This is a genomic window from Gemmatimonas aurantiaca T-27, assembly GCF_000010305.1.
Classification (GTDB): Bacteria; Gemmatimonadota; Gemmatimonadetes; order Gemmatimonadales; family Gemmatimonadaceae; genus Gemmatimonas; species Gemmatimonas aurantiaca.
The window spans coordinates 4,378,062-4,399,446 of sequence record NC_012489.1 but is presented as its reverse complement, the minus strand read 5'-3'; the positions used below and the strand labels follow the sequence as shown (position 1 = coordinate 4,399,446).

Below are 21,385 nucleotides of genomic sequence, written 5' to 3'. Positions count from 1 at the left end.
CTGTGTTTCTCCGTGCTGTTTCTGCGTCATCAGTGTTCCCCCCGCTGTTCCCGATCCTTCCGCCACGCCTCGAGCGCCGCGACACGCTGCTCCAACGACAGCGCTTCCTGAGCGCGCACTGGTGTGCGTGGCGTCGGCACGGCGGGCGGAATCGAAACAGCCGGCGCAGCCGACTGTGAGTTCGGTGTGCTGAATGTTGCAGGTTGCGGCAGCACACCGGCCGAAAACATTTGCATCACCACGCGCCCAGGCCAACCAGCCCAGACCCAGTCGTAAAACCGCTCGCCCACACTTGCTCGCAGCGGAGAGCGCATCAGTCCTACAATAGAAACACCGCGCATCACGTAGGCCGCAAACAGGATGATCACGCCCGGACCCGACACGCCATACCATCCCGGTGTGAGCTCGGTGCGCATCGTGCGGACTACCCATTGTTGCAATGCAAACGACGCGAGGAATGCGCACACCAGCACGATCATCTGCCGTCGCCGACGGGTCACGATCGTTGGGTTGGCTCGCAACTGCGCCCGCTCTGCGTCCCGTTCGGCACGAAGCCCGCGGAATCCTGTCTGAATGGCTTCCACCGAAAACCCGCGCAGCACCACGCCACGCAACTGCTGCACCACCTGCGCGAGACGCCCCCAGATGATCGCCACCAGCAGTACGATCGGGAGAATCGCATCGAGATCACCCATCCCCTGCTTCGACAGGAAGTAGTACATCAACGGCAACAGGAGCAGCTCGAACAGCACCACGATCGAAACCTGATGAAGCCCCTGCGCCAACAGTCGCACCGGCAGCGGAATCTCCACACCGCGCAGTGACGTCACATCGAGCGCTTCCACCAACGACTCGGCGTTGGCGAATCGCTCCTCGGGAGCTTTCCGCACGCACCGGTCCACCACCTCCGCCAACTGCGGCGGCGTGTCCGCACGCATCGTGGCGATGGGCGGAATCGCCTCGGTGAGCTGCTTCACCAGCACCTTCTGCGTGCTCGCACCCGCCACCGCCGGCCGGCCCGTCAAGGCAAACCACGCCACCAGTCCCAGCGAATAGAGATCACTGCGGCCATCGAGATGATCGCCCGACGCCTGCTCAGGACTCATGTACTCCGGCGTGCCCACCACCTCACCGACACGCGTGAGATTGGTGCGCGTGGCCGGCACCGGCACCGGATTCACCGAACGCGAGATGCCAAAGTCCATCAGCATCGCACGGCCGGTGGCACGCTCGATCATGATGTTGTCGGGCTTGATGTCGCGGTGCACCACACCACGCCCATGCGCATACGCCAGCGCGTAGCCGATGTCCTGCAGCACCCGCACGACATCACGCACCGGCAGCGGGCCGTTGCGCCCCACGAGTTCGGCGAGGCTTTCGCCTTCCACATACCCCATGGCGTAGGCCAGCAGCGAGTCATGTTCCTCGATGCTGAACACCGGCACGATGTTCGGGTGCGAGAACCCGGCCGTGGTGCGCGTCTCCCGCAGGAAACGCTCGCGCAAATCGTGCTGCGAAGAAAATTCGGCCGGCAGCACCTTGAGTGCCACCGGCCGATCGAGCTGGCGATCCCGGGCGAGGTACACCGCGCCCATTCCACCCTGTCCAAGCAAACGTTCGATGGCGAAACGATCGCCGAGGGCTGCACGCAGGTCGGCGATCGTATCAGCAGCCATCGATCAATCCATCGCGAATTCGCGGGCGAACGCCACCTGGAACTGGAAGGTCTTGGCGCGACTGCGCGTTTCCATCATGTCGGCCACCCGCTCGAGGCGGGCATTGATGGACATGATCTTCTCCTGCGCCTTGCGGCCCGCCTCATTGAGTCCGTCGATCTTGTCGATCGTCCAGAACTTGATGAGATCTTCCACGATCTTGATGTACTCACGCGGCCCGTAGATACCGGCCCGGCGAATGACATCGGCCATATCGCGGAAGTGCGGCATGTTGATGCCCGGCATGTCGATGCTCGGCATGATCAGTGCCGCCGATTCGAGCGCCCGGTTGGGATCCCGATCGAGCACGCGCTTGAATATCTCGCGATAGAAGACGTAGTGACGCGCCTCTTCCTTCGCCACGTTCGACAACACCGTGCCGATGAGCGGCTCGTACTCGCCGGCCAGTTTGCCCGTGTTGGCATGGCTGACCTGCGTCGCCCGCTCCTGCAGCGACGTGTACACGAACACACGGTACGGATCCTTGTCCCACGACGGCTCGAAACCGGCTTTCAGGTATTCGAACTGCATGCGCTCGAACGTCGGATTGTCGAGCAACTGGCTGTCGCGGGTGTAGTCGTGCAGAATCGCGCCGTGCCGGTCTTCTTCGGCCGTCCACAGGTTGTTCCACTTCGCCCAGAACGTATCGCCGCCCAGGTAGGTGGCCAGCAGGCGGTGGAAGTGCGGCAGGCCTTCTTCGGTGAGCGTATTGAGGCAGATCGCCACGCGTGACGGCATGCTGATGCCGCGGGCGCGCTCGCGCAGCCCCTTCACGTGCAGATCAGGGTCGGTATCCGGTTCTGGCGCCAGGATCTCGGAAGGGAACCACAGGATGCGCTTGGCTTCATGCGCTTCCATGAGCTGTTCCACGTCCTTCTCGAGGTCGGCCAGGACTTCAACCTTGGCCAGAATTTCTGAATCGGGGAGGTGCATGGGACTCGGTTAGGGCTGAGTAGTGAAAGATACTGCACCCTCTGCGCCGTCACCATGCCCGACACAACAGCTCGGTGATGGTCGTTCAGGCTGCCGCAAGCCCCCCACAGTAGATTGCCGGGCATGAATCCTCCTGCCAAAGGCAAGCCGAAGTACGACAGCAAACGCGCCTGGAGTGAAGTGCGCGCCCTCATGTGGGAGCACCGGCGTTCGGTTGGTATCGGACTGGTGCTCATGATCATCAGCCGTGCATCCGGTTTCGTGCTGCCGTATTCCACGAAATTTGTGCTCGACGATGTCATCCCCAACAAGGACATCCGCCTGCTCGGCATCATCGCGCTGGCGGGTTTCGCAGCGACGATTGTGCAGTCCGTCACCGGATATGCGCTTTCCCAGGTGGTCAGCGTGGCCGCCCAGCAGGCCATCGCCCGCCTCCGTGAAGACGTGCAGGGGCACCTGATCCGCCTCCCGGTGCGCTATTTCGACAGCACCAAGAGCGGCGTGCTGGTGTCCCGCGTCATGAATGACCCTGAAGGCATCCGGAATCTCATCGGGACGGGGCTCATTCAGCTCACCGGTGGCATTCTGAGCGCCATCGCGGCCCTCGGCGTGCTCATCCACCTCAACTGGCGCCTCACCCTGGTGACGGTGGTGTTCCTGGCCATCTTCGGTGCCGGCATGAGCGTCGCCTTCAAGCGTCTGCGCCCGATCTTCCGCGAACGCAGTGTCATCACCGCCGAAGTGACCGGCCGCCTCACCGAAACGCTGGGTGGTATTCGTCTGGTGAAGGTGTACACGGCCGAAGAACGCGAGCGCGCCGTGTTTGGCAAAGGTGTGCAGCGTCTGTTCGCGAACATCGCCAAGACCATCACCGGTACTTCACTCACCGGGACCCTGGGATTTGCGGTGGTCGGTGTCATCGGTGTGATCGCGATGTATGTGGGTGGCCGCGATGTCATCACCGGAGCCATGACACTGGGCAGCCTGCTGACATTCGTGTTTTTCATCGCCATGGTCACCGCACCGCTGGTGCAGGTGGCAAGCATCGGTACGCAGATCACCGAAGCCTTTGCCGGCCTGGATCGCATTCGCGAATTGCGCGACATGGCCACCGAAGACCAGGAAGACGAACGCAAGCAGTCCGTGCCCACCGTCGTGGGACATGTGAAGTTCGATCAGGTGTCGTTCGAGTACGAACCCGGTGTGCCCGTGTTGCATGATGTGACGTTCGACGCGCCGGCCGGCACCACCACGGCGCTCGTGGGATCGAGTGGCAGTGGCAAAAGCACCATGATCTCGCTCATCATGGCCTTCGCGCAGCCGCAGCAGGGGCGCATCCTGGTCGACGGTACACCAGTCAGCGACCTGCGCCTCCGCGAGTACCGTCACCACCTTGGCGTGGTCATGCAGGACAATTTCCTGTTCGACGGCACCGTGAAGGAGAACATCGCTTTCACCAAACCCAGCGCCACCGACGAAGAGATCATGCGTGTGGCACAGATCGCCAACGCGCACGAGTTCATTCTCGGATTCCCGCAGGGTTACGAGACGATCGTGGGTGAGCGCGGCGTGAAGCTCTCCGGCGGACAGCGTCAGCGTGTGGCCATCGCCCGCGCCATCCTCGCCGATCCGCGGGTGCTCATCCTCGACGAAGCGACCTTGAGCCTCGACTCCGAAAGCGAACACCTGATTCAGGAAGGGTTGCGTCGTCTGCGCGCGGGCCGCACCACTTTTGTGATCGCGCACCGGCTGTCGACCATCACCAGCGCGAATCAGATCCTGGTGCTGGAGAAGGGGCAGATCGTGGAGCGCGGTACCCATGCGGAGCTGCTGGCATTGGGTGGGCGGTACAGGGATCTGTACAGCCGGCAGTATCAGATGGAGCTGGATCAGTTCATCAATCCGGGCGAGGAGATCGCGGCCACGGGTTGAAAAACGGGGTTTATATCAAAAGTGATCAGGGGGAGAGTTGGAGAGTGCGCAGGAGGCAGGACTGCTTCCCGCACACTCTCCAACTCTCCCCCTGTTTCCTCTGGAAATCGGTCTTTTCCGCCCCGTAGTCTCTATATTTCGGGAATGACCATGACTTTCAGTTCGTTGCAACTCCATCCGAGCCTCCAGCAGGGCCTCAAGGAACTCGGTTTCGCACGACCCACGCCCATTCAGGGCGAGGCCATTCCACCGGCCCTCGAAGGCCGCGACGTACTCGCCTGCGCCATGACCGGCAGCGGCAAGACGTACGCGTTTTTGTTGCCCATTCTGCATCAGCTCATGAGCAAGCCGCGCGGCAACACGCGCGCGTTGGTCCTTACGCCCACGCGTGAGCTGGCCGCTCAGATTCTCGAAAGCCTCCAGGACGTCACCACGCACACCCCGCTCACCGGTGCCGCCGTTTTTGGCGGCGTGGGCATGGGTCCGCAGGAACACGCGTTCCGCAGCGGCGTGGATGTCATCGTCGCCACGCCGGGCCGCTTGCTCGATCACTTCCGTCAGCCGTACGCGAAGCTCGATCAGCTCGAATATCTCGTGCTCGACGAAGCCGATCGCATGCTCGACATGGGCTTCCTGCCCGAGATCAAGAAGATCCTGCGCCATCTGCCCAACCGGAAACGGCAGACGTTGTTCTTCAGCGCCACCATGCCGCCGCCAATCGCGGCGTTGACGCAGGAGATGCTGAACAAGCCCGTCACGCTCAACCTGCAGCGGCAGGCGGCGCCGGCGAAGGGTATCACGCAGGCCGTGTACCCCGTGTCGCAGGAACTCAAGAGCGCGCTGCTCGTGGCGCTGCTCAAGCGCGGTGATATGCCCCAAGCGTTGGTGTTCACACGCACCAAACATCGCGCCAATCGCCTGGCCAGCCAGCTCGTTACCGCCGGTATCAAGGCCGAGCGTATTCACGGCAATCGCTCGCAGTCGCAACGCACGCAGGCGCTGGCCGGCTTCAAGGACGGTTCGTATCAGGTGCTGGTGGCCACCGATATCGCGGCGCGTGGTATCGACGTGGAAGCGCTGGGCCATGTGGTCAACTTCGATGTGCCGGTGGCCGCGGAGGACTACATCCATCGTGTCGGCCGCACTGCGCGTGCCGAAGCCACTGGTGAAGCGTTCACGTTCGTGAGCCCGGAAGAAGAGGGCGAACTCAAGCTCATCGAGCGCGCCATCAAGCGGGCGTTGCCGCGTGTGACGGTGCCCGACTTCGACTATCACGCGAAGCCGACACAGAAGCTCGAAGTGCCCATCGCCGAACGCATCGCCGAGATTCGCAAGAAAAAGGCGGAAGATCGGGCACGTGCAGCAGCCAAGGTCGCTCGGCGTACCGCAGCGCAGGAATCGGAAGCCGCCCGGAAGTCGGCCAAGGATGCGAAGCCGTCGTCCGGTGGCGCGTCGTCTGGCAGCCGTCGTCGCGGACCTGCCAGCGGTGGTGGAACGGGTGGCGCAGCCGGTGGTGGAGCGGCTGGTGGCAGCGGGGCACCCCGCGGACCCGCGCGTGGTCCGTCCAAGGGACCTGCCCGCGGTGCTTCGCGTGGCCCGTCACGCGGTCCCGCCCGCGGCGGCGATTCGCCGTACAAGTGATACGTCCGTGAGGCAGTGACGCGGCGTGACTGACAGCGCGCGATATCCGGTGCCGGCCACTCGGCACCGGATCGAACAAGTGATCGATCGCAGTCGGTTTTTGTGCACCATTGAACGGGTGCGCACCACCGAAGATGCGCAGGCGTTCATCAAGGAAATGAATGCCGAATTCCCTGACGCCACGCACAATTGCTGGGCCTATGTCGTGGGAACTCCCGGCAGCACCGATCGCATCGGCATGAGCGATGACGGTGAACCACACGGCACCGCCGGCCGACCAATGCTCACCGTGTTGTCACACTGCGGAATCGGCGAAATCGCCGCCGTCGTCACGCGGTACTATGGCGGGATCAAGCTCGGCACCGGTGGCCTGGTGAAGGCGTACGGTGGCGCCGTGCAGGAAGCTCTGGCAACGCTTGCCACGGTGGAACGGGTCGACACGGTGACGGTGACCTTTGCCGTGGGCTACGGCCAGATCGGAGCAGTACAGCAGTTGTTGCCAACGGTTGATGCCGAGCTTCTCGAACAACAATTCGAAACCGACGCCCAATTCACCGTTCGTCTGCCCCGCTCCCAATACCCACTACTCACCACCGCCATCCAAAACCTCATGCGAGGATCCGCGGTGTTTCATCTCACCGAAAGCACTCCCTAAGTCAGTCCAACCTAACACCTACCACATATCACCCAATACCAAGCTCCCTAAGACCTGTGACGTCTGTTTGCCGTAGTCCCGAAGAACTGCGGTGAGGTCAGTGGTCATAGGAGGCGGGTACTAAGCTGTAGGTCTTGGGTGCTGGGTTGGAGCTGGCTTTGGGCTTGTTATGCGGCAGACAGACAGCGGGTTTAGGACAGGCCTTCGATCGTACCGTCGGGGCGCAGTCGCATGCCTTCGGCAGCGGGTACTTTGGCCAGGCCGGGCATGGTCATGATGTCGCCGCATTTCGCGACCACGAAGCCTGCTCCCGACGAGCCGTAGACTTCGTTCACCGTGACGCGGAATCCGGTCGGCACACCAAGCCGCGAAGGGTCATCGGTGAGTGAATACTGGGTCTTGGCCATACACACCGGAGTATCGGCCATCCCATTGGCTTCCAGCCAGTCGATCGATTTCTCGGCTGCGGCCGAAAAGTCCACGCCATCGGCGCCATACACCCGTTGCGCCACTGTCGTGATCTTCTCGCGAATAGGCCGTGCAGTGTCATACAACGGACGAAATGCCGCCGTGCCTTCCGCCAACTCGGCCAGCACTTCGCGGGCCAGCTCTTCGCCACCGGCACCACCTTCGGCCCACACATTGGCCAAAGCCACACGCACGCCGAGAGTGGCAACATAGTCGGCCACCATCTGCAACTCGGCATCGGTATCGCTGAGTCGGCGATTGAGTGCCACCACGACCGGCACTCCGAACTGCTGCACATTGCGCACATGATGTGCCACGTGTGGTAGCCCGCGTTCGAGTGCACCAAGGTCTTCCACATCCAGCGCGTTTTTCGGCAGCCCGCCCTGCATCTTGAGCGAACGCACGGTGGTCACCAGCACCGCCGCTTCCGGATTGAGCCCACCAAAGCGGCATTTGATATCGAAGAACTTCTCGGCGCCAAGATCGCTGCCAAAGCCCGCTTCGGTCACCACGATATCACCGAGCGCGAGTCCGGCCCGAGTGGCCACCAGTGAATTGCACCCGTGCGCGATATTGCCGAACGGTCCGCAGTGCAGAATGGCCGGACCACCTTCCAGCGTCTGCACGAGATTGGGCCGCAGTGCGTCCTTCAGCAGCAACGTCATCGCACCGGTGGCATTGAGATCGCGCGCGCGTACCGGACGTTTGTCTTTCCCACCGGTGGTGCCCACCACGATGTTGCCGAGTCGACGTTCGAGGTCTTCAGCGTCCGATGCCAGCGCCACGATGGCCATGATCTCGCTGGCCGGAATGATCACCCAGCGCTCTTCGCGCATCATGCCATTGCCCGCGCCCACACCAATGATGGCCTGACGCAGCGCGCGGTCATTCATGTCGATGGTGCGCGGCCAGGAGATGCGTTTGGGATCGAGTCCCAGTGCATTGCCGTGATAGAGATGATTGTCCAGCATCGCCGCGAGCAGCGCATGCGTGCTGGAGATGGCGTGAAAGTCGCCGGTGAAATGCAGGTTGATGTCGTCCATCGGCAGGACCTGCGAATAGCCGCCACCCGCCGCGCCGCCTTTCACACCGAACACCGGCCCCAGGCTTGGCTCGCGCATGCACAGGATCGCGTTGTGTCCCAGCCGTCGGAATGCCTGCGACAATCCCACGCTCACCGTGCTCTTGCCCTCACCAGCCGGCGTGGGGCTGATCGCCGTGACCAGCACGAGACGTCCACGGGGTGGTGCCGAGGTGACCGACATCGGCAGCTTGGCCTTGTAGCGGCCATACGGATCGATGTCATCGGCACCGAGTCCAAGATCCATGGCCACATCGCGAATGGGGCGCATGGTGGCTGACTGGGCGATCTCGATATCGGAAGGAACGCGGGATGCGGAAGGCGTCATGGCGGGACGGAGCTTGGGGACGCGACACAGAGCGGAGGTGGGATGCTCCCCTTTCCCGAATCCCGGGTGCAAGTTGGAGCATGCCGCTCATTCCCCGTGATCTTGCTTGCCGGACGCGCGAACCACAACAGGTTTCCCCGCGCGCCGTGTGGGCGTCGACGTTCGTTTGTGATGACGAATCGACCACTGAGAGGTTTGGAGGATGAGCATTGCCGTCTTCGGGGCGTCCGGTCGTCTGGGCCAGGCCTTCATCCACCAGGCCACCGAGGCCGAGTTCGCACTGCGGCTGCACTATCGTGCCAAGCCCTCCGAACAGGTCCCGCAGGAAAGCACCGTGGTCGTGGGTTCGCTGAACGATCCGACGGCGGTGCGCGAAGTGTTGCGGGGTGCCGAAGCGGCGGTGGTGTTTCTGGGGCACAAGAAGGACGCCCGCGTGCCGTTCTGTGCGAACGCCACCAGGGTCATCATCGACACCATGAAGACGCTCGATCAGTCACGGCTGCTGGTCGTGACCGGTGCCATGATTGGTGAATCCCAGGTGGGCCTGTCGCTCGGCATGCGTCTGCTGGCGCGTGGGGTACGCTACATGGCTGCCGAGGGCATCATGGAAGATCGTGATGAACAGGAGCGTCTCGTGCGCAGCAGCCATCTCGATGGCTGGACCGTCATCAAGCCGCCGCGCCTCACCGATGGCAGCCGGCCCGTTCCCGTGAAGGCCGGCCCCGATCGTACCGTTGGCTTGCTGAGCAGCATCTCCCGCACATCGCTCGCCGAGTGGATCGTGCAGGAACTCAAGGCTCCGCAGTATCCGCAACAGGCCGTGTACGTCGCTGAGTGACCGCTCGAAGTTCTCGCTGTGGAGCTCGGACGGCGTGGCGGCTTTCGTCCGTCAATCGCCAGTACAACCGAGGATGGCATGACCGAAGTTCGCAAGATCGCCTGGGACGATATCGAAGTCGAAGAGATGTCGTCGCACATCGGGCGTCGCCTCATTTACACGAAGTCGCAGATGCTCGCGCACGTGTATCTCAAGGAAGGCGCGGTCGTGCCGGCGCACGATCATCACAACGAGCAGTTCACGTATATCGTCTCCGGCTGGCTGCGCTTCTGGATCGGTGAACATGCCGACAACCCGGGCGACACGTATGTGGACGTACGCGGCGGTGAAGTGCTGGTGATCCCGAGCATGGTGCGTCATCGCGCCATCGCCATGGCCGACACACTCGACGTGGACATCTTCAATCCGCCGCGTCAGGACTGGATCGACAAGGACGACAGCTACCTTCGCGGAGACAAGTGATGGATCTCGGACTGAAAGGCAAGATCGCGTTGGTGTGCGGCGGCAGTCGCGGTATCGCCTATGCGGCGGCCGAAGAGTTTGCGCGCGAAGGCTGCACCGTGGTCATCTGCGCACGCGACGCGGAGGCCCTCACGGCGGCCACCGCCAAGCTCGAGGCACTGGGCGTACCGGTGCTGGCCATCGAAGCCGACCTGGCCACCGAAGCCGGTATCACGAAAGTGGTCGACACCACCAAGGCCCGTTTCGGCCGCGTCGACATCCTGATCTGCAACACCGGCGGGCCGCAGACCGGACCCGCCATGGGCCAGGATTGGGCCGCCTGGCAGAAGGCCACCGAGCTGCTGTTGCGCAGCGTGGTGGAGCTCACGCGGGCCTTTGTCCCGGGCATGCGGGAACGTGGATGGGGACGGGTCGTGGCAATCACGTCACTGGCCGTGAAACGTCCGCAGGCGTCGCTGGTGCTGAGCAACAGTTTGCGTGCCGCCGTAACCGGCTATCTGCGCACACTGGCCGACGAAGTGGCCAAGGATGGCGTGACGGTGAATTCGGTGTTACCCGGCTTCACGGCCACCGAACGTCTCGACTCGCTCGCCGCTGCCACGTCGTCACGCACAGGGCAAAGCCGTGAGTCGGTATTTGCCGGCTGGGAATCCGAAACGCCGGTGGGTCGTCTCGGACGCCCCGATGAGCTTGGAGCTGTGATAGCTTTCCTCTGTTCTGCGCGAGCAGGGTTCGTGACTGGGCAGGCCATCTTGGTGGATGGCGGCGCCGTGAAGTCGCTGCTCTGATCGCACGAGGTTTTTTCGCACGCTTCTCCTGCAGCCACGCACATGAGCCGCATCTCCGAGACGCAGTGGATTTGGCGCGACGGCCAGTTTGTACCCTGGGCCGACGCCACGATTCACGTGCTGAGCCATTCCGTGCAGTTCGGGTCGTCCGCCTTCGAGGGCGTCCGCTGTTACAACACGCCCAAAGGTCCGGCGATCTTCCGCCTGCGTGAGCACCTCGAGCGTCTGCTCCACTCCTGCAAGATCTATCGCATGGATGTGAAGTACACGATCGACGAACTCATCGCCGCGTCACGTGAACTGGTGGTGCGCAACAACGTCGAGTCGTGTTACATCCGCCCCATGGTCGTGCGTGGGTACGGCACGGCCGGCATGGTGCCGATCGGTTCGCCCATCGAGGTGTACCTCCCCTGCTGGCCCTGGGGCGCGTACCTCGGCGACGAAGCCCTCGACGCTGGTGTGGATGCCTGCGTGTCCAGTTGGCAGCGTGTGCAGCCGAACACCATCCCCGCGATGGCCAAGATCGCCGGCAACTACCTCAGCGGTCAGCTCATCAAGATGGAGGCGCTTGCCAACGGCTACGCCGAAGGCATCGCACTCTCACCCAGCGGCATGGTGGGTGAAGGCTCGGGTCAGAACGTGTTCGTGGTGTCCAACGGCACGCTGCTCACCGGCCCGCTCGATGGCTCCATCCTCGGCGGCATCACGCGCGCCTCGATCATCCAGATCGCCCAGGACCTCGGCATTCCGACCAAGGAATTCCATATCCCGCGCGAGATGCTGTACATGGCCGATGAAGTGTTCTTCACCGGCACGGCCGCCGAGCTCACGCCGGTGCGCAGCATCGACAAGATCCAGATCGGCGCTGGCAAGGTGGGTCCGATCACGAAGCAGTTGCAGCAGCAGTACCTGGGAATCGCGAAGGGGACGGTCGAAGATCGTCACGGGTGGCTGACACACTGCAAGTGACGCAAGGACTAAGCGTCTGATCTCTAGAGGGAACAGGGGGAAAGTTGGAGAGATTACAGGAGGCAGGTCCTGCTCCCTGCGAACTCTCCAACTCTCCCCCTGTTTCCTCTTGATATAGAACCACTTCCATATTTATGGCCTTAACCTCCACCATGTATTCGCTGCGCATCGAGCTCGCTCACGTCGATCGCGGTGTGTACGAGTCGCTCGATTTCCGGATGGCCATGCACCCCTCGGAATCGCCCGAGTATTTCGTGGCGCGTCTGTTGGCGTACTGTCTCGAGTACGCCGAGGGCATTGGGTTCTCGCGTGGCGTGTCGGACCCGGATGATCCGACCATCAGCGTGCGCGATCTCACGGGAACCATCACCACGTGGATCGAGATTGGGCTGCCCGATGCGGCGCGTCTGCACAAGGCCAGCAAGGCCGCGCCACGGGTGGCGGTGTACACACACCGCGATCCCACGGTGTGGCTCAGGCAGATTGCTGGCGAGCGCATTCACAAGGTCGACCAGATTGCCGGGCATGTGTTCGATCGCGAGCTGATCGACGAGCTCGTTGCGCGACTCGACCGGCGCATGACACTCGACGTGTCGGTCACTGATGGTACGTTGTTCATCAACCACAATGGCACGACCATTACGGGACAGGTCACCCCGATGTCCCTCGTGCCGGCCTGAACCACCTCACGACAATGCCGCGCTTTCTGCGCACCCGGCGTTTCCCGAATACGATGCGATATGTGATCGCTGCCGCAGCCTTCGCGGTGGCTGTCAGCGGCTGCGCGGTGGTGCATCGTCCGCCCACGACCATCGCCAAGCTGCAGCAGGATGCGGTGGCGCTGGGCGAACGCGATCAGGTGATGCGGGATTCCATCATCGCGCGCCTCGTGCGACGGGCGGAACGTCGTGGTGATCGGACCCTCGATCTGTTGCTGCTGTCGGGTGGTGGGCAGAACGGGGCATTTGGCACCGGGTTCCTCCGTGGCTGGCATGCGCGCACCGACAACCCGATGCCGCGGTTCGACCTGGTGTCGGGCATCAGCACCGGAGCGCTGCAGGCCCCGTATGCGTTGCTGGGCACCAAGGCCTCGCTCGATACCGTGACAGCGTTGTACGCCCGCGCGGCCACCACCATCGCGCCCACGCTCAACTGGTGGTTCTGGCTGCGCCGGAATGGCGGGTTGGTGAACACCTCGCGCTTCGAACGCACCATCGCCAGCGCTATCGACGGCCGATTCCGCACCGAGCTGCGGAATGCGTTCGCTGAAGACCGACAGTTGGTGTTTGCCACCACCGACTTCGATCTCGGTGTGGGGCAGCTCTGGTCGTTGGGAGACGAGATCGCCAATGACAGCACCGGCCTCGTGCGTTCGCAGATGTTGCTGCGCGCGGCCACGGCCATTCCCGGCATCTTCCCGCCGGTGGTGGTGGATGGTCATGTGCATGCCGACGGTGGCGTGGTGGAGAGTGTGCTCGCCACGCTCACCTTTGCCGACTATCAGCAACTCGGTCGCCAGCTGGCGGCGCGTGGGCTGAACGATGTGACCGTGCGCCTCTGGGTGGTCATGAACCTGTGGTCACATCCGGAACCGCGCATCATTGCCCCGGCCAGTCGTCGGCAGATCAGCAACCGCACCACGCTTTTGCTGCTGTACCTGCATCAGTCGGCGTCGCTGTCGGCATTGGCCGATCTCTCGCGCGCCGTGAGCGCTGGTGTGCCGGGTCTCAAGCTCGAGTTCAAGCTGGCTGCGCTGCCGTCGAGTGAATCAATGAGCCCGGGCGCACAAAAGCTGTTCGAGCAGAAGTTCATGCAGCGTCTCGATTCCATCGGGTATGCCAAGGCCACCGGCGCCACGCCGTGGGACAGCATCCCGAGTGCCTACCGTCGTCCCGAACCACCGGTGCGTTGAACATGACCAGCAACGCCACCGGCCCGACAACTGGCGCCTTGCATGTCGTACGCGAACATCCGCTGTGCGCGGAAACGCCCGCCACGCAGTTGCCGCAGCCGCTCACGCCAGCACCCAGCGTGTATGTGCGCAGCAACTTCGACACGCCGGTGTTCGATGCCACGCATCGCATCACGGTGGGTGGTGCGGTGGATGCACCGTTGTCGTTTCCGGTGTCCGACCTCGATGCCATGCCTCAGCATGCGGTGGTCATGACCCTGGAGTGTGCGGGCAACGGCCGTTTGGGCATGAACCCCGTGCCGCCGGGTGAGCCCTGGGGGTTTGGGGCCGTGAGCACCACCGTGTGGTCGGGTGTCCCGCTCAGCATGATTCTCGAACGTGCCGGTGTGCGTGATGGCGCGGTGGAAGTGCTGGCCAGCGCCGCCGATCATGGGCCGCGCGGTGATGCCAACGGTGAAGGCAACCCGGCCGACGTGCGCTTTCAGCGCTCGATGCCACTGCATGTTGCCATGCACCCCGATACGCTGGTGGCTACGCATATGGCCGGTGCGCCACTCACGGAACCACACGGCGCGCCGGTGCGCCTGATCGTGCCGGGATGGTACGGCATGGCCAGCGTGAAGTGGCTGGCGTCGCTCGAACTGCTCACGGAACCCTTCACGGGCTACTTCCAGCGAAAGCGGTACGTGTACGACACCGGTGAACACATCGAGCCGGTGACCACGGCGCGGGTGAAGTCCATGATCACGGCACCGGTGCATGGCAGTCACTACGAGCGCGAGGTGACGGTACGTGGGTGGGCCTGGTCGGGCACCGATGTCATCACGCGTGTGGAAGTGGGAATCGACACGGGCAGCGGTGAGACGTGGCGCGACGCCGAGCTCGGGACAGCCGCCTCGCGCTACGCGTGGACTCCGTTTTTGCTGCCACTCGTCTTGCCACCCGCAGCGACTGGTGAGGCCACCCGCGCGGTCACTCTACGCACCCGCGCCACCGATGCCTCCGGGGCGGTACAGCCCGAGCAGATCATCTGGAACCGATTGGGCTACGGCAACAACGCCATCCGGGCCTGCACCATTCACGTGGTGTCGTAATGTCCCAGCTGATGAAGGCACCTCGATGGCTGCTGGTGCTGGCACTGCTGGCCGTGTTGCTGCACGTGGGCGTGAACCTCATCACGCCATTCGGTGTGCATCGCGATGAGCTGTTGTACTTGTCCATGGGCACACACCTGTCGTGGTGGCGCATGGACTTCCCGCCATTCATTGCCGGTGTGGCCAACCTCTCGCGCGCCCTGTTCGGTGACGCGCTGTGGTCCATCCGGCTGTTCCCCGCCATCACCAGTGGTCTGATCGTGTTCGCCGCCGGTGTGGCGGCGTGGCGATTCACCATGGCAACCGTTGCCACAGAAACCGCCTCGGCCCGTGCCACGCTGCTGGCCGCTGTCGCCGTACTCACCGGTTCGGTGTTCCTGCGCGCGGGTATCCTCTTCCAGCCGGTGGTGTTCGATCAGCTGTGGTGGACCCTCGCCCTGCTGGCCATTGCCGAACGTCAGCGCAGTGGCAACATCCGCTGGTGGATCGGTGTGGGCATCGCGTTGGGATTCGGGCTGCTCACCAAACACAGCATCCTGTTCATCGGCGTTGGATTGGTGACCGGCATGCTGCTCACGCCCGTGCGCCGCGATCTGCTCACGCCGTGGCCGTGGGCGGCGCTGGGTATTGCACTGCTCCTGGGCTTGCCGTCTTTGGTGGGGCAGTGGCAACTCGACTGGCCCATTCTCTGGCAGATGCGTGACCTGCAGGCCAGTCAACTCGAGGCACGCAATCGTTGGTCGTTTCTGTTCGAGCAACCGCTGTTGGTGGGGCCGGTGGCCTTTGTATTGGGCATGACCGGCCTGGTGTGGCTGCTGGTGGCGCGGGCCGCCCGCCAATGGCAGATCGTGGGGATCGCCTGCCTGGTGAGCTGGCTTGTGCTCATCGTGCAGCACGGCAAGGCGTACTACGGCGCCCCGGTGTATCCCATCCTGTTTGCGGCCGGTGGTGCCGCGCTCATGCATCTGGCGTCGCGTGTGCAGCGCTGGAGCACCTATGGCGGCGTGTTGCTCATGGTGGCGTTGGGGGTGCTGAGTGCACCACTCGCGCTGCCGTTGCTTTCGCCTGCATCCACCGCGGCCTATGCGGCCCGTATGGGTGTCTCCAATGCCACCGAGACCAACACCGGCGAACAGCTCCCGTTGCCGCAGGACTTTGCCGACATGCTCGGCTGGCCACAGCAGGTGCAAGCGGTGGCCGATGAGTGGAACAAGTTCACCGCCGAAGAGCGTGCGCAGACCGTGCTCGTGGCCAGCAACTATGGCCGCGCCGGTGCACTCGATCTGTATGGGCCCGCACACGGACTGCCACCGGTGATCAGTGCGGCCGGCAGTTTCTGGTACTTCGGTGCCGGCGACAAGCCCGGTGATATCCTGCTGGCACTGGGTGGTGACGTGCAGGAATACCAGCAACTGTACGAGCAGTGCCGCGCACTGCTTCTCGTGGGCACCGCCTGGGGCGTGACTGAAGAACAGTCCGTGCCCATCATCCGTTGCGACAGGCCGCGGCAACCCCTGCAACAGGTGTGGCCCATGCTCAATCCGGCAAATCCTTCATGATGATTCCGCCATGAGCGATTCCGCATCATCGGTCATTCGCATGGCCACCGTAAGCGACGCGCCCGCGTGGTCCGATTTCGCACGCCGTGTCTTTCTCGATACGTTCGGCCCGAACAATGATCCCGACGATCTGGCCGAATACATGCGCGATGCCTTCACGCACGAGCAGCAACGGGGTGAACTCGAGGATCCGCAGAATCGATGTATGCTGGCGGAGTGTGAAGGTGTGCTGGCCGGATACACGTTGCTGCGCGCCGGTGCCTATGGCGCCTCGGACGAATCCACGGATGAGCGATTGTTGCAGGCCACACGTCCCCTGGAGATCCAGCGTTTCTATGTGGACCACGCCTTTCACGGCCGTGGCATCGCGCAGCAGATGATGGCCGAAGCGCTGGCGCACGCCGTGTCGTTGCACAGCGATGTGGTGTGGCTGGGTGTGTGGGAACACAACCCGCGGGCCATTCGTTTCTACGAGAAGTACGGATTCTTCAAGGCTGGCGCACACCGTTTCCGATTGGGGCGTGACGTGCAGCGTGACTACGTGATGATGAGACCGTTATAGAGATGTCCGCTCGGGGCGAGGGCCCGTCGCCGGCGAATAGGTGCTATGTTCTCTCATTGCCTCCCATTCCCGCCCCCATCCTATGCACATTCGAACGTTGTCTCTCATGGCTGCCGTGCTCGTTGCGGCCGCACCGTCATTGACCGAGGCGCAGAGCATCGGCGAGCGTCTCAAGCAACGGGCCGCAGATCGCGCCAAACAGCGTGGCGAAGATGCCCTCAATCGCAAGACCGATGAAGCCGTCGACAAGGCCATCGATGGTGGCCTGAACGCGGTGAAGTGCGTCGTCACCGACACGGAGTGCATCTCCAAGGCGCGCGACGAAGGGCGCACCGTGGTGCGCACCGACAAAGCCGGCAAGACCATCCCGGCTGATGTGGAGATCGAGAAGCAGGCCGAACGTGCTGCGTCGACCAGGTCATCGGGTGCACAGGGTGCGGCGTCTGCTGCCCCTGCTGCAGCGGCAGGTCCGGCCCGTGTGGCCACCGCCGGTGCGTGGGCCAACTACGACTTCCTGCCTGGCGAGAAACCGCTCGTCGTCACCGACTTTTCGGGTGACGTCATCGGTGACTTTCCGCGCCGCCTGGAAGCCGTTGGCGGCAACTGGGAAGTCGTGGAGATCGACGGCGCCCGCTGGATGCGCGGCAACGGCAATCGCAATCAGTTCGCCGTGAAGGCGGCCGCCCCGCTGCCGGCCCGCTGGACACTCGAGTTCGAGATGCTCGGCACGGCCGGTGAATGCTGGCTGTATCCCGATGCCGACGATGAAGATCAGTACCTGATCTTTGCCCCCAACCATACCGGCGGGTACAAGCGCAATGGTGGCTCGCCCGCGCGCGTCGAATCCAAGGAGGATGGCGCCGGTGTTCCCTACGAGGCCCGTGTGATGGTGGACGGAACGTACTTCAAGTCCTACGTCAACGAGAAGCGCGTGGTGAACGTCCCGAATCTTGCCTACAAGCGCTCGGATCGCGTGCTGTTCTGGTGCGATGGCACGGAGGACGCGCCGATGTTCATCCGCAACGTCCGGCTGGCCGGCGGTGGACGCAAGCTCTACGACGCGCTCAGTGAATCGGGGCGCGTGGCCACGCAGGGCATCTACTTCGATACCGGCAAGGACGTCATCCGTCCGGAGAGCACGCCGACGCTGAAGGAAATCGCGGCGATGCTCTCCGAACATGCCGATCTGCAACTCATCATCGAGGGACACACCGACAATGTCGGTGCCGCGCCGGCCAACCTCGCGTTGTCGCAGCGTCGCGCGGACGCCGTGCGCAGTGCGCTGGTGTCAGACTACGGCATCGACGGCGGGCGGCTCACGGCCAAGGGCCTCGGGCAGACCGTGCCGGCCACCGCCAACACCACACCCGAAGGCCGCCAGCAGAATCGTCGCGTGGAGTTGGTCCGGCCGTAGTGGCTCCAACGTGAGCACGCGGGGTATGACCGGGGCGCGTTTCCATAGGAGGCGCGCCCCGACGTCTACCTTACGAGGGCATCATGCCATTGACTGCGAAGCAGTTGCAGAAGATCGAAGCACGTCTGCACGAAGAGCGCGAACGCCTGGTCGAACAGTTGCGCGAGTTCACCGAGCCCGAGGCGGCGGAAGACAGTCAGACGCAAGCGGGTGACAACTCCAAGGTGCCCACGCATCCTGCGGACCTCGGCACCGATGTCGCCAACGAAGAGCTGCAGGCGTCCATCGCCACGCGTCGCTCGGCCGAACTGGTGGAGATCGACTTTGCCATCGATCGCCTGACCAACTCACCGGACACCTTCGGGTTGGACGAAAACACCGGCGAGGAGATCCCCTTCGCGCGACTGGAGATCATTCCGTGGGCCCGCACCACCGTGTGATGCGGCCGAGGCGTCTCACCGTTTCTTGGCCAGAATCGTCCCACGGCAGGTGATCGCGCCGCAGTAACACGGGAACCGCTTCTTGGCCGCCGGCGTGTGGCGCTCTTCCAGGATGTAAGCGTAGTCGTACACCAGTTCTTCGCCCACTTCGATGTCGTGGATGGACTCGATCCAGATCCGTCCATCGTCAATCACGGCATCGCAGTTGGGCGCGCACGAATGATTGAGAAAGCGCGCCTCATTGCCGTTCACGGCCGCGTCCACCACCACCTCGTCATCGATGGCGAACAGGAACGTGTGGTGCCGCTCGCCCAGCGTGTCCGGGTAGCGTGCCTCCGACTCGGCGGGCGTGAGCCGCTCGCCCGCGTATTCAATGATGCGCGTCCCGGCCGGAATGGCCTGGGTGGCAAAGCCGCCGAACCCCTGGATGCCCGACTGGCGCACCTCAAAAGGGAGCGGAACGGCGGATTCTTGGGACATGGGGGTGTGGGAAGTATCAAAAACCGCAAAAGGGGACCCGAACCGTCTATATTTATCAGGTTGGGGACTTTCGGAGTCTTTTTGGTGGTCGCGCCGGAATCATGGTATCGCGGCCCTTTCATGTATACGCCCAAGCACACGCCGGCTGGAAATCAGGGGCGCGCGGGCAGGATGTGGGATGAGCGACGGGGAAGTTGGGCAGGACGGGGCGACGGTGAGTGGGTTTGGTGCACTTGGGGTGCACCCGAAGATCGCCGAGGCGTTGGTGGGGCTGGGGTACGAAGAGCCCACGCCGGTACAGCGGGCAGCCATTCCGCCCCTGCTGGAAGGAAAGGATGTACTGGCCCTCGCGGCCACGGGTACCGGCAAGACGGCGGCGTTTTCGCTACCGCTGCTGACGCGCATCGCCGAGAAGGGACGGCGGGCGGGAAATGGCCCCGGTGTGCTCATCCTGGTACCGACGCGTGAACTCGCGATGCAGGTGGCGGAAGCCGTGCATCGCTATGGCAAGCCGCTGGGCTTGCAGGCGCTGGCCGTGTACGGCGGCGCGAGCATGGAGCTGCAGGTGCGGGCCCTGCGCCGTGGTGTGGACGTGGTGATCGCCACGCCGGGCCGCGCGGTGGACCACATCAAGCGCGGCACGCTGGTGTTCGACGGCCTTTCGGCCGTGGTGCTCGACGAAGCCGACGAAATGCTGGACATGGGTTTCGCCGAAGAACTCGAAGCCATTCTCGACGCCACGCCGGAGAACAAGCAGACGGCGCTCTTCTCGGCCACGCTGCCGCCGCGCATCGGTGGGATCGCGCAGAAGCACCTGCGTCAGCCGGTGCACGTGAAGGTGGAGCGCGAAGTGGTGGCAGAGGGTGAGTCGGCCCGTGTGCGTCAGGTGGCGTATGTGGTGAGCCGCGCGCACAAGATGCCCGCGCTGGCGCGTGTGCTGGATATCGAGCAGCCCACCAGTGCGATCGTGTTCTGCCGGACGCGTACGGAAGTGGACGAGCTGAGTGAGACGCTCACCGCGCGTGGTCTGCGGGCGGAAGCGCTGCACGGTGGCCTGAGCCAGGATCAGCGTGACCGTGTGATGCAGAAGTTTCGTGCGCGGAAGGTGGACCTGCTCATCGCCACCGACGTGGCGGCGCGTGGTCTCGACGTGAAGCATGTGAGTCACGTGGTGAACTTCGACGTGCCGGTGGACGCCGAGACGTATGTGCACCGCATCGGCCGTACGGGACGTGCGGGCCGTGAAGGTGTGGCGGTGACGTTCGCCGAGCCGCGAGAGAACCGTTTGCTGCGCAACATCGAGCGGCAGACGGGCCAGAAGATCGAGATCGCGCAGGTGCCCACCGTGGCGGATCTGCGTGCGCATCGTCGTGAGCTGGTGCGTGCGACGTTGCGTGAAGCGGTGCTCGAGGGGGATCTCGAATCGTGGCGCGGCCTGGTGGAATCGCTAGCCGGTGAGCTGGACATCATGGACGTGGCCGCGGCCGCGGTGAAGCTGGTGGCCGCGCGCAGCGAAGGGGAGGAAGCCGAGATCCCCGCGGTGACGCCGCGTCCTGATCGTGGCGGCGAGCGTTCGTTCGACCGTGGTGATCGTGGTGATCGTGGCGGTGAGCGCGGATCGCGTGAAGGCGCGCGTGACCTGCGTGGCAAGCCGATCGGCCGTGAAAGCCGTGGCGCGACGGGCGAGCGTAGCGCCAAGCCGCGCCGCGAGCCCACCTGGCAGGCCGCCCGCCTGTGGATCGGCGCCGGCCGTCGTCTCAAGATGCGTCCTGCCGACCTGGTGGGCGCGATCGCGAACGAGGCGGGGGTTGATGCCTCACAGATTGGTGCGATTCAGATCGCCGACGGATTCAGCACGGTGGAAGTGCCGGAGACGATCGCCGAGAACGTGATCAATGCGTTGCGCGGGACCAAGATCAAGGGTCTCAAGGTGCAGGTGCGCCGGGATCGTATGGGGCGCTAACGCGCCTGGCGCTTGTCAGATGTGAGAAGGCCGTGGTACCCGGGGGAATGGGTGCCACGGCCTTTTTGCTTGCGGGATCTTCTTTGTGGGAGAACCTTACACTGCGCTACCTACTGTATAGCAGGTCTGCGCCGTCTACTGCCGAAGCGCG

At 63.7% G+C, this 21,385-nt stretch carries 19 protein-coding genes; 15 read left to right on the top strand and 4 right to left on the bottom strand.

Annotated features, from left to right (window positions below; translation table 11 throughout):
* Positions 1 to 29: 29 nt before the first annotated feature.
* Both GAU_RS21490 and GAU_RS19115 read right to left on the bottom strand, forming a co-directional pair.
* Entirely contained in the window at positions 30 to 1,676 is a 1,647-nt protein-coding gene (locus tag GAU_RS21490; protein ID WP_015895556.1) for a serine/threonine-protein kinase, read from the bottom strand.
* A gap of 3 nt (positions 1,677 to 1,679) precedes the next feature.
* Positions 1,680 to 2,648 carry an acyl-ACP desaturase gene (locus GAU_RS19115; protein ID WP_015895555.1) on the bottom strand — a complete coding sequence of 323 codons (969 nt, stop codon included), beginning with the start codon at positions 2,646 to 2,648 and terminating at the stop codon, positions 1,680 to 1,682.
* A gap of 123 nt (positions 2,649 to 2,771) precedes the next feature.
* Here GAU_RS19115 and GAU_RS19110 point away from each other — a divergent pair, with 123 nt between their 5' ends.
* The 3 genes from GAU_RS19110 to GAU_RS19100 all read left to right on the top strand — a co-directional run bounded on the left by GAU_RS19110 (position 2,772) and on the right by GAU_RS19100 (position 6,876).
* Positions 2,772 to 4,580: an ABC transporter ATP-binding protein gene (locus GAU_RS19110; protein WP_015895554.1), complete on the top strand. Its 1,809-nt coding sequence runs from the start codon at positions 2,772 to 2,774 to the stop codon at positions 4,578 to 4,580.
* A 144-nt stretch (positions 4,581 to 4,724) separates the two neighbouring features.
* Positions 4,725 to 6,221, top strand: a complete 1,497-nt coding sequence (locus tag GAU_RS19105; RefSeq protein WP_015895553.1) for a DEAD/DEAH box helicase — start codon at positions 4,725 to 4,727, stop codon at positions 6,219 to 6,221.
* A gap of 25 nt (positions 6,222 to 6,246) precedes the next feature.
* Positions 6,247 to 6,876 (top strand): YigZ family protein, encoded by a 630-nt coding sequence (locus GAU_RS19100; protein ID WP_015895552.1) that lies wholly within the window; start codon positions 6,247 to 6,249, stop codon positions 6,874 to 6,876.
* A gap of 191 nt (positions 6,877 to 7,067) precedes the next feature.
* Here the strand turns inward: GAU_RS19100 and GAU_RS19095 are convergent, their stop codons facing one another.
* Complete coding sequence (locus GAU_RS19095) at positions 7,068 to 8,753, bottom strand: formate--tetrahydrofolate ligase (RefSeq protein ID WP_015895551.1); 1,686 nt, start codon at positions 8,751 to 8,753, stop codon at positions 7,068 to 7,070.
* Between the two features lie 202 nt (positions 8,754 to 8,955).
* Here GAU_RS19095 and GAU_RS19090 point away from each other — a divergent pair, with 202 nt between their 5' ends.
* The 11 genes from GAU_RS19090 to GAU_RS21485 all read left to right on the top strand — a co-directional run bounded on the left by GAU_RS19090 (position 8,956) and on the right by GAU_RS21485 (position 18,791).
* Positions 8,956 to 9,591 carry an NAD(P)-dependent oxidoreductase gene (locus GAU_RS19090; protein WP_015895550.1) on the top strand — a complete coding sequence of 212 codons (636 nt, stop codon included), beginning with the start codon at positions 8,956 to 8,958 and terminating at the stop codon, positions 9,589 to 9,591.
* 78 nt (positions 9,592 to 9,669) lie between these two features.
* Positions 9,670 to 10,053: a cupin domain-containing protein gene (locus GAU_RS19085; protein WP_015895549.1), complete on the top strand. Its 384-nt coding sequence runs from the start codon at positions 9,670 to 9,672 to the stop codon at positions 10,051 to 10,053.
* Positions 10,053 to 10,841 carry an SDR family oxidoreductase gene (locus GAU_RS19080; RefSeq protein WP_015895548.1) on the top strand — a complete coding sequence of 263 codons (789 nt, stop codon included), beginning with the start codon at positions 10,053 to 10,055 and terminating at the stop codon, positions 10,839 to 10,841. Before GAU_RS19085 ends, GAU_RS19080 begins: the two co-directional genes overlap by 1 nt.
* Before the next feature lie 42 nt (positions 10,842 to 10,883).
* Complete coding sequence (locus tag GAU_RS19075; protein WP_015895547.1) at positions 10,884 to 11,810, top strand: branched-chain amino acid transaminase; 927 nt, start codon at positions 10,884 to 10,886, stop codon at positions 11,808 to 11,810.
* 134 nt (positions 11,811 to 11,944) lie between these two features.
* Positions 11,945 to 12,490, top strand: a complete 546-nt coding sequence (locus GAU_RS19065; protein ID WP_015895546.1) for a YaeQ family protein — start codon at positions 11,945 to 11,947, stop codon at positions 12,488 to 12,490.
* A gap of 14 nt (positions 12,491 to 12,504) precedes the next feature.
* Positions 12,505 to 13,722 carry a patatin-like phospholipase family protein gene (locus GAU_RS19060; protein ID WP_015895545.1) on the top strand — a complete coding sequence of 406 codons (1,218 nt, stop codon included), beginning with the start codon at positions 12,505 to 12,507 and terminating at the stop codon, positions 13,720 to 13,722.
* 2 nt (positions 13,723 to 13,724) lie between these two features.
* Entirely contained in the window at positions 13,725 to 14,816 is a 1,092-nt protein-coding gene (locus GAU_RS19055) for a sulfite oxidase (protein WP_015895544.1), read from the top strand.
* A complete protein-coding gene (locus tag GAU_RS19050) occupies positions 14,816 to 16,375 on the top strand; it encodes an ArnT family glycosyltransferase (RefSeq protein WP_041265728.1) in 1,560 nt (519 codons plus the stop codon). Before GAU_RS19055 ends, GAU_RS19050 begins: the two co-directional genes overlap by 1 nt.
* Before the next feature lie 10 nt (positions 16,376 to 16,385).
* Positions 16,386 to 16,937 carry a GNAT family N-acetyltransferase gene (locus GAU_RS19045; protein WP_015895542.1) on the top strand — a complete coding sequence of 184 codons (552 nt, stop codon included), beginning with the start codon at positions 16,386 to 16,388 and terminating at the stop codon, positions 16,935 to 16,937.
* A gap of 106 nt (positions 16,938 to 17,043) precedes the next feature.
* Positions 17,044 to 18,351, top strand: a complete 1,308-nt coding sequence (locus GAU_RS19040; RefSeq protein ID WP_041265727.1) for an OmpA family protein — start codon at positions 17,044 to 17,046, stop codon at positions 18,349 to 18,351.
* An 83-nt stretch (positions 18,352 to 18,434) separates the two neighbouring features.
* Entirely contained in the window at positions 18,435 to 18,791 is a 357-nt protein-coding gene (locus GAU_RS21485) for a TraR/DksA family transcriptional regulator (protein ID WP_015895540.1), read from the top strand.
* 15 nt (positions 18,792 to 18,806) lie between these two features.
* Here GAU_RS21485 and GAU_RS19030 read toward each other — a convergent pair whose 3' ends face one another.
* A complete protein-coding gene (locus GAU_RS19030) occupies positions 18,807 to 19,271 on the bottom strand; it encodes an SET domain-containing protein (protein ID WP_041265726.1) in 465 nt (154 codons plus the stop codon).
* 178 nt (positions 19,272 to 19,449) lie between these two features.
* On the opposite strand from GAU_RS19030, the gene GAU_RS19025 reads away from it, so the two are divergent.
* The gene (locus GAU_RS19025; RefSeq protein WP_015895538.1) at positions 19,450 to 21,234 is read left to right on the top strand and encodes a DEAD/DEAH box helicase; all 1,785 of its coding nucleotides are present in this window, start codon (positions 19,450 to 19,452) and stop codon (positions 21,232 to 21,234) included.
* Positions 21,235 to 21,385 lie beyond the last annotated feature (151 nt).

Bases quoted from the DNA above. Each gene is read 5' to 3' on its own strand.
- GAU_RS21490 (WP_015895556.1), bottom strand. From the start codon at position 1,676: ATGGCTGCTGATACGATCGCCGACCTGCGTGCAGCCCTCGGCGATCGT.
- GAU_RS19115 (WP_015895555.1), bottom strand. From the start codon at position 2,648: ATGCACCTCCCCGATTCAGAAATTCTGGCCAAGGTTGAAGTCCTGGCC.
- GAU_RS19110 (WP_015895554.1), top strand. From the start codon at position 2,772: ATGAATCCTCCTGCCAAAGGCAAGCCGAAGTACGACAGCAAACGCGCC.
- GAU_RS19105 (WP_015895553.1), top strand. From the start codon at position 4,725: ATGACCATGACTTTCAGTTCGTTGCAACTCCATCCGAGCCTCCAGCAG.
- GAU_RS19095 (WP_015895551.1), bottom strand. From the start codon at position 8,753: ATGACGCCTTCCGCATCCCGCGTTCCTTCCGATATCGAGATCGCCCAG.
- GAU_RS19090 (WP_015895550.1), top strand. From the start codon at position 8,956: ATGAGCATTGCCGTCTTCGGGGCGTCCGGTCGTCTGGGCCAGGCCTTC.
- GAU_RS19085 (WP_015895549.1), top strand. From the start codon at position 9,670: ATGACCGAAGTTCGCAAGATCGCCTGGGACGATATCGAAGTCGAAGAG.
- GAU_RS19080 (WP_015895548.1), top strand. From the start codon at position 10,053: ATGGATCTCGGACTGAAAGGCAAGATCGCGTTGGTGTGCGGCGGCAGT.
- GAU_RS19075 (WP_015895547.1), top strand. From the start codon at position 10,884: ATGAGCCGCATCTCCGAGACGCAGTGGATTTGGCGCGACGGCCAGTTT.
- GAU_RS19065 (WP_015895546.1), top strand. From the start codon at position 11,945: ATGGCCTTAACCTCCACCATGTATTCGCTGCGCATCGAGCTCGCTCAC.
- GAU_RS19060 (WP_015895545.1), top strand. From the start codon at position 12,505: ATGCCGCGCTTTCTGCGCACCCGGCGTTTCCCGAATACGATGCGATAT.
- GAU_RS19055 (WP_015895544.1), top strand. From the start codon at position 13,725: ATGACCAGCAACGCCACCGGCCCGACAACTGGCGCCTTGCATGTCGTA.
- GAU_RS19050 (WP_041265728.1), top strand. From the start codon at position 14,816: ATGTCCCAGCTGATGAAGGCACCTCGATGGCTGCTGGTGCTGGCACTG.
- GAU_RS19045 (WP_015895542.1), top strand. From the start codon at position 16,386: ATGAGCGATTCCGCATCATCGGTCATTCGCATGGCCACCGTAAGCGAC.
- GAU_RS19040 (WP_041265727.1), top strand. From the start codon at position 17,044: ATGGCTGCCGTGCTCGTTGCGGCCGCACCGTCATTGACCGAGGCGCAG.
- GAU_RS21485 (WP_015895540.1), top strand. From the start codon at position 18,435: ATGCCATTGACTGCGAAGCAGTTGCAGAAGATCGAAGCACGTCTGCAC.
- GAU_RS19030 (WP_041265726.1), bottom strand. From the start codon at position 19,271: ATGTCCCAAGAATCCGCCGTTCCGCTCCCTTTTGAGGTGCGCCAGTCG.
- GAU_RS19025 (WP_015895538.1), top strand. From the start codon at position 19,450: ATGAGCGACGGGGAAGTTGGGCAGGACGGGGCGACGGTGAGTGGGTTT.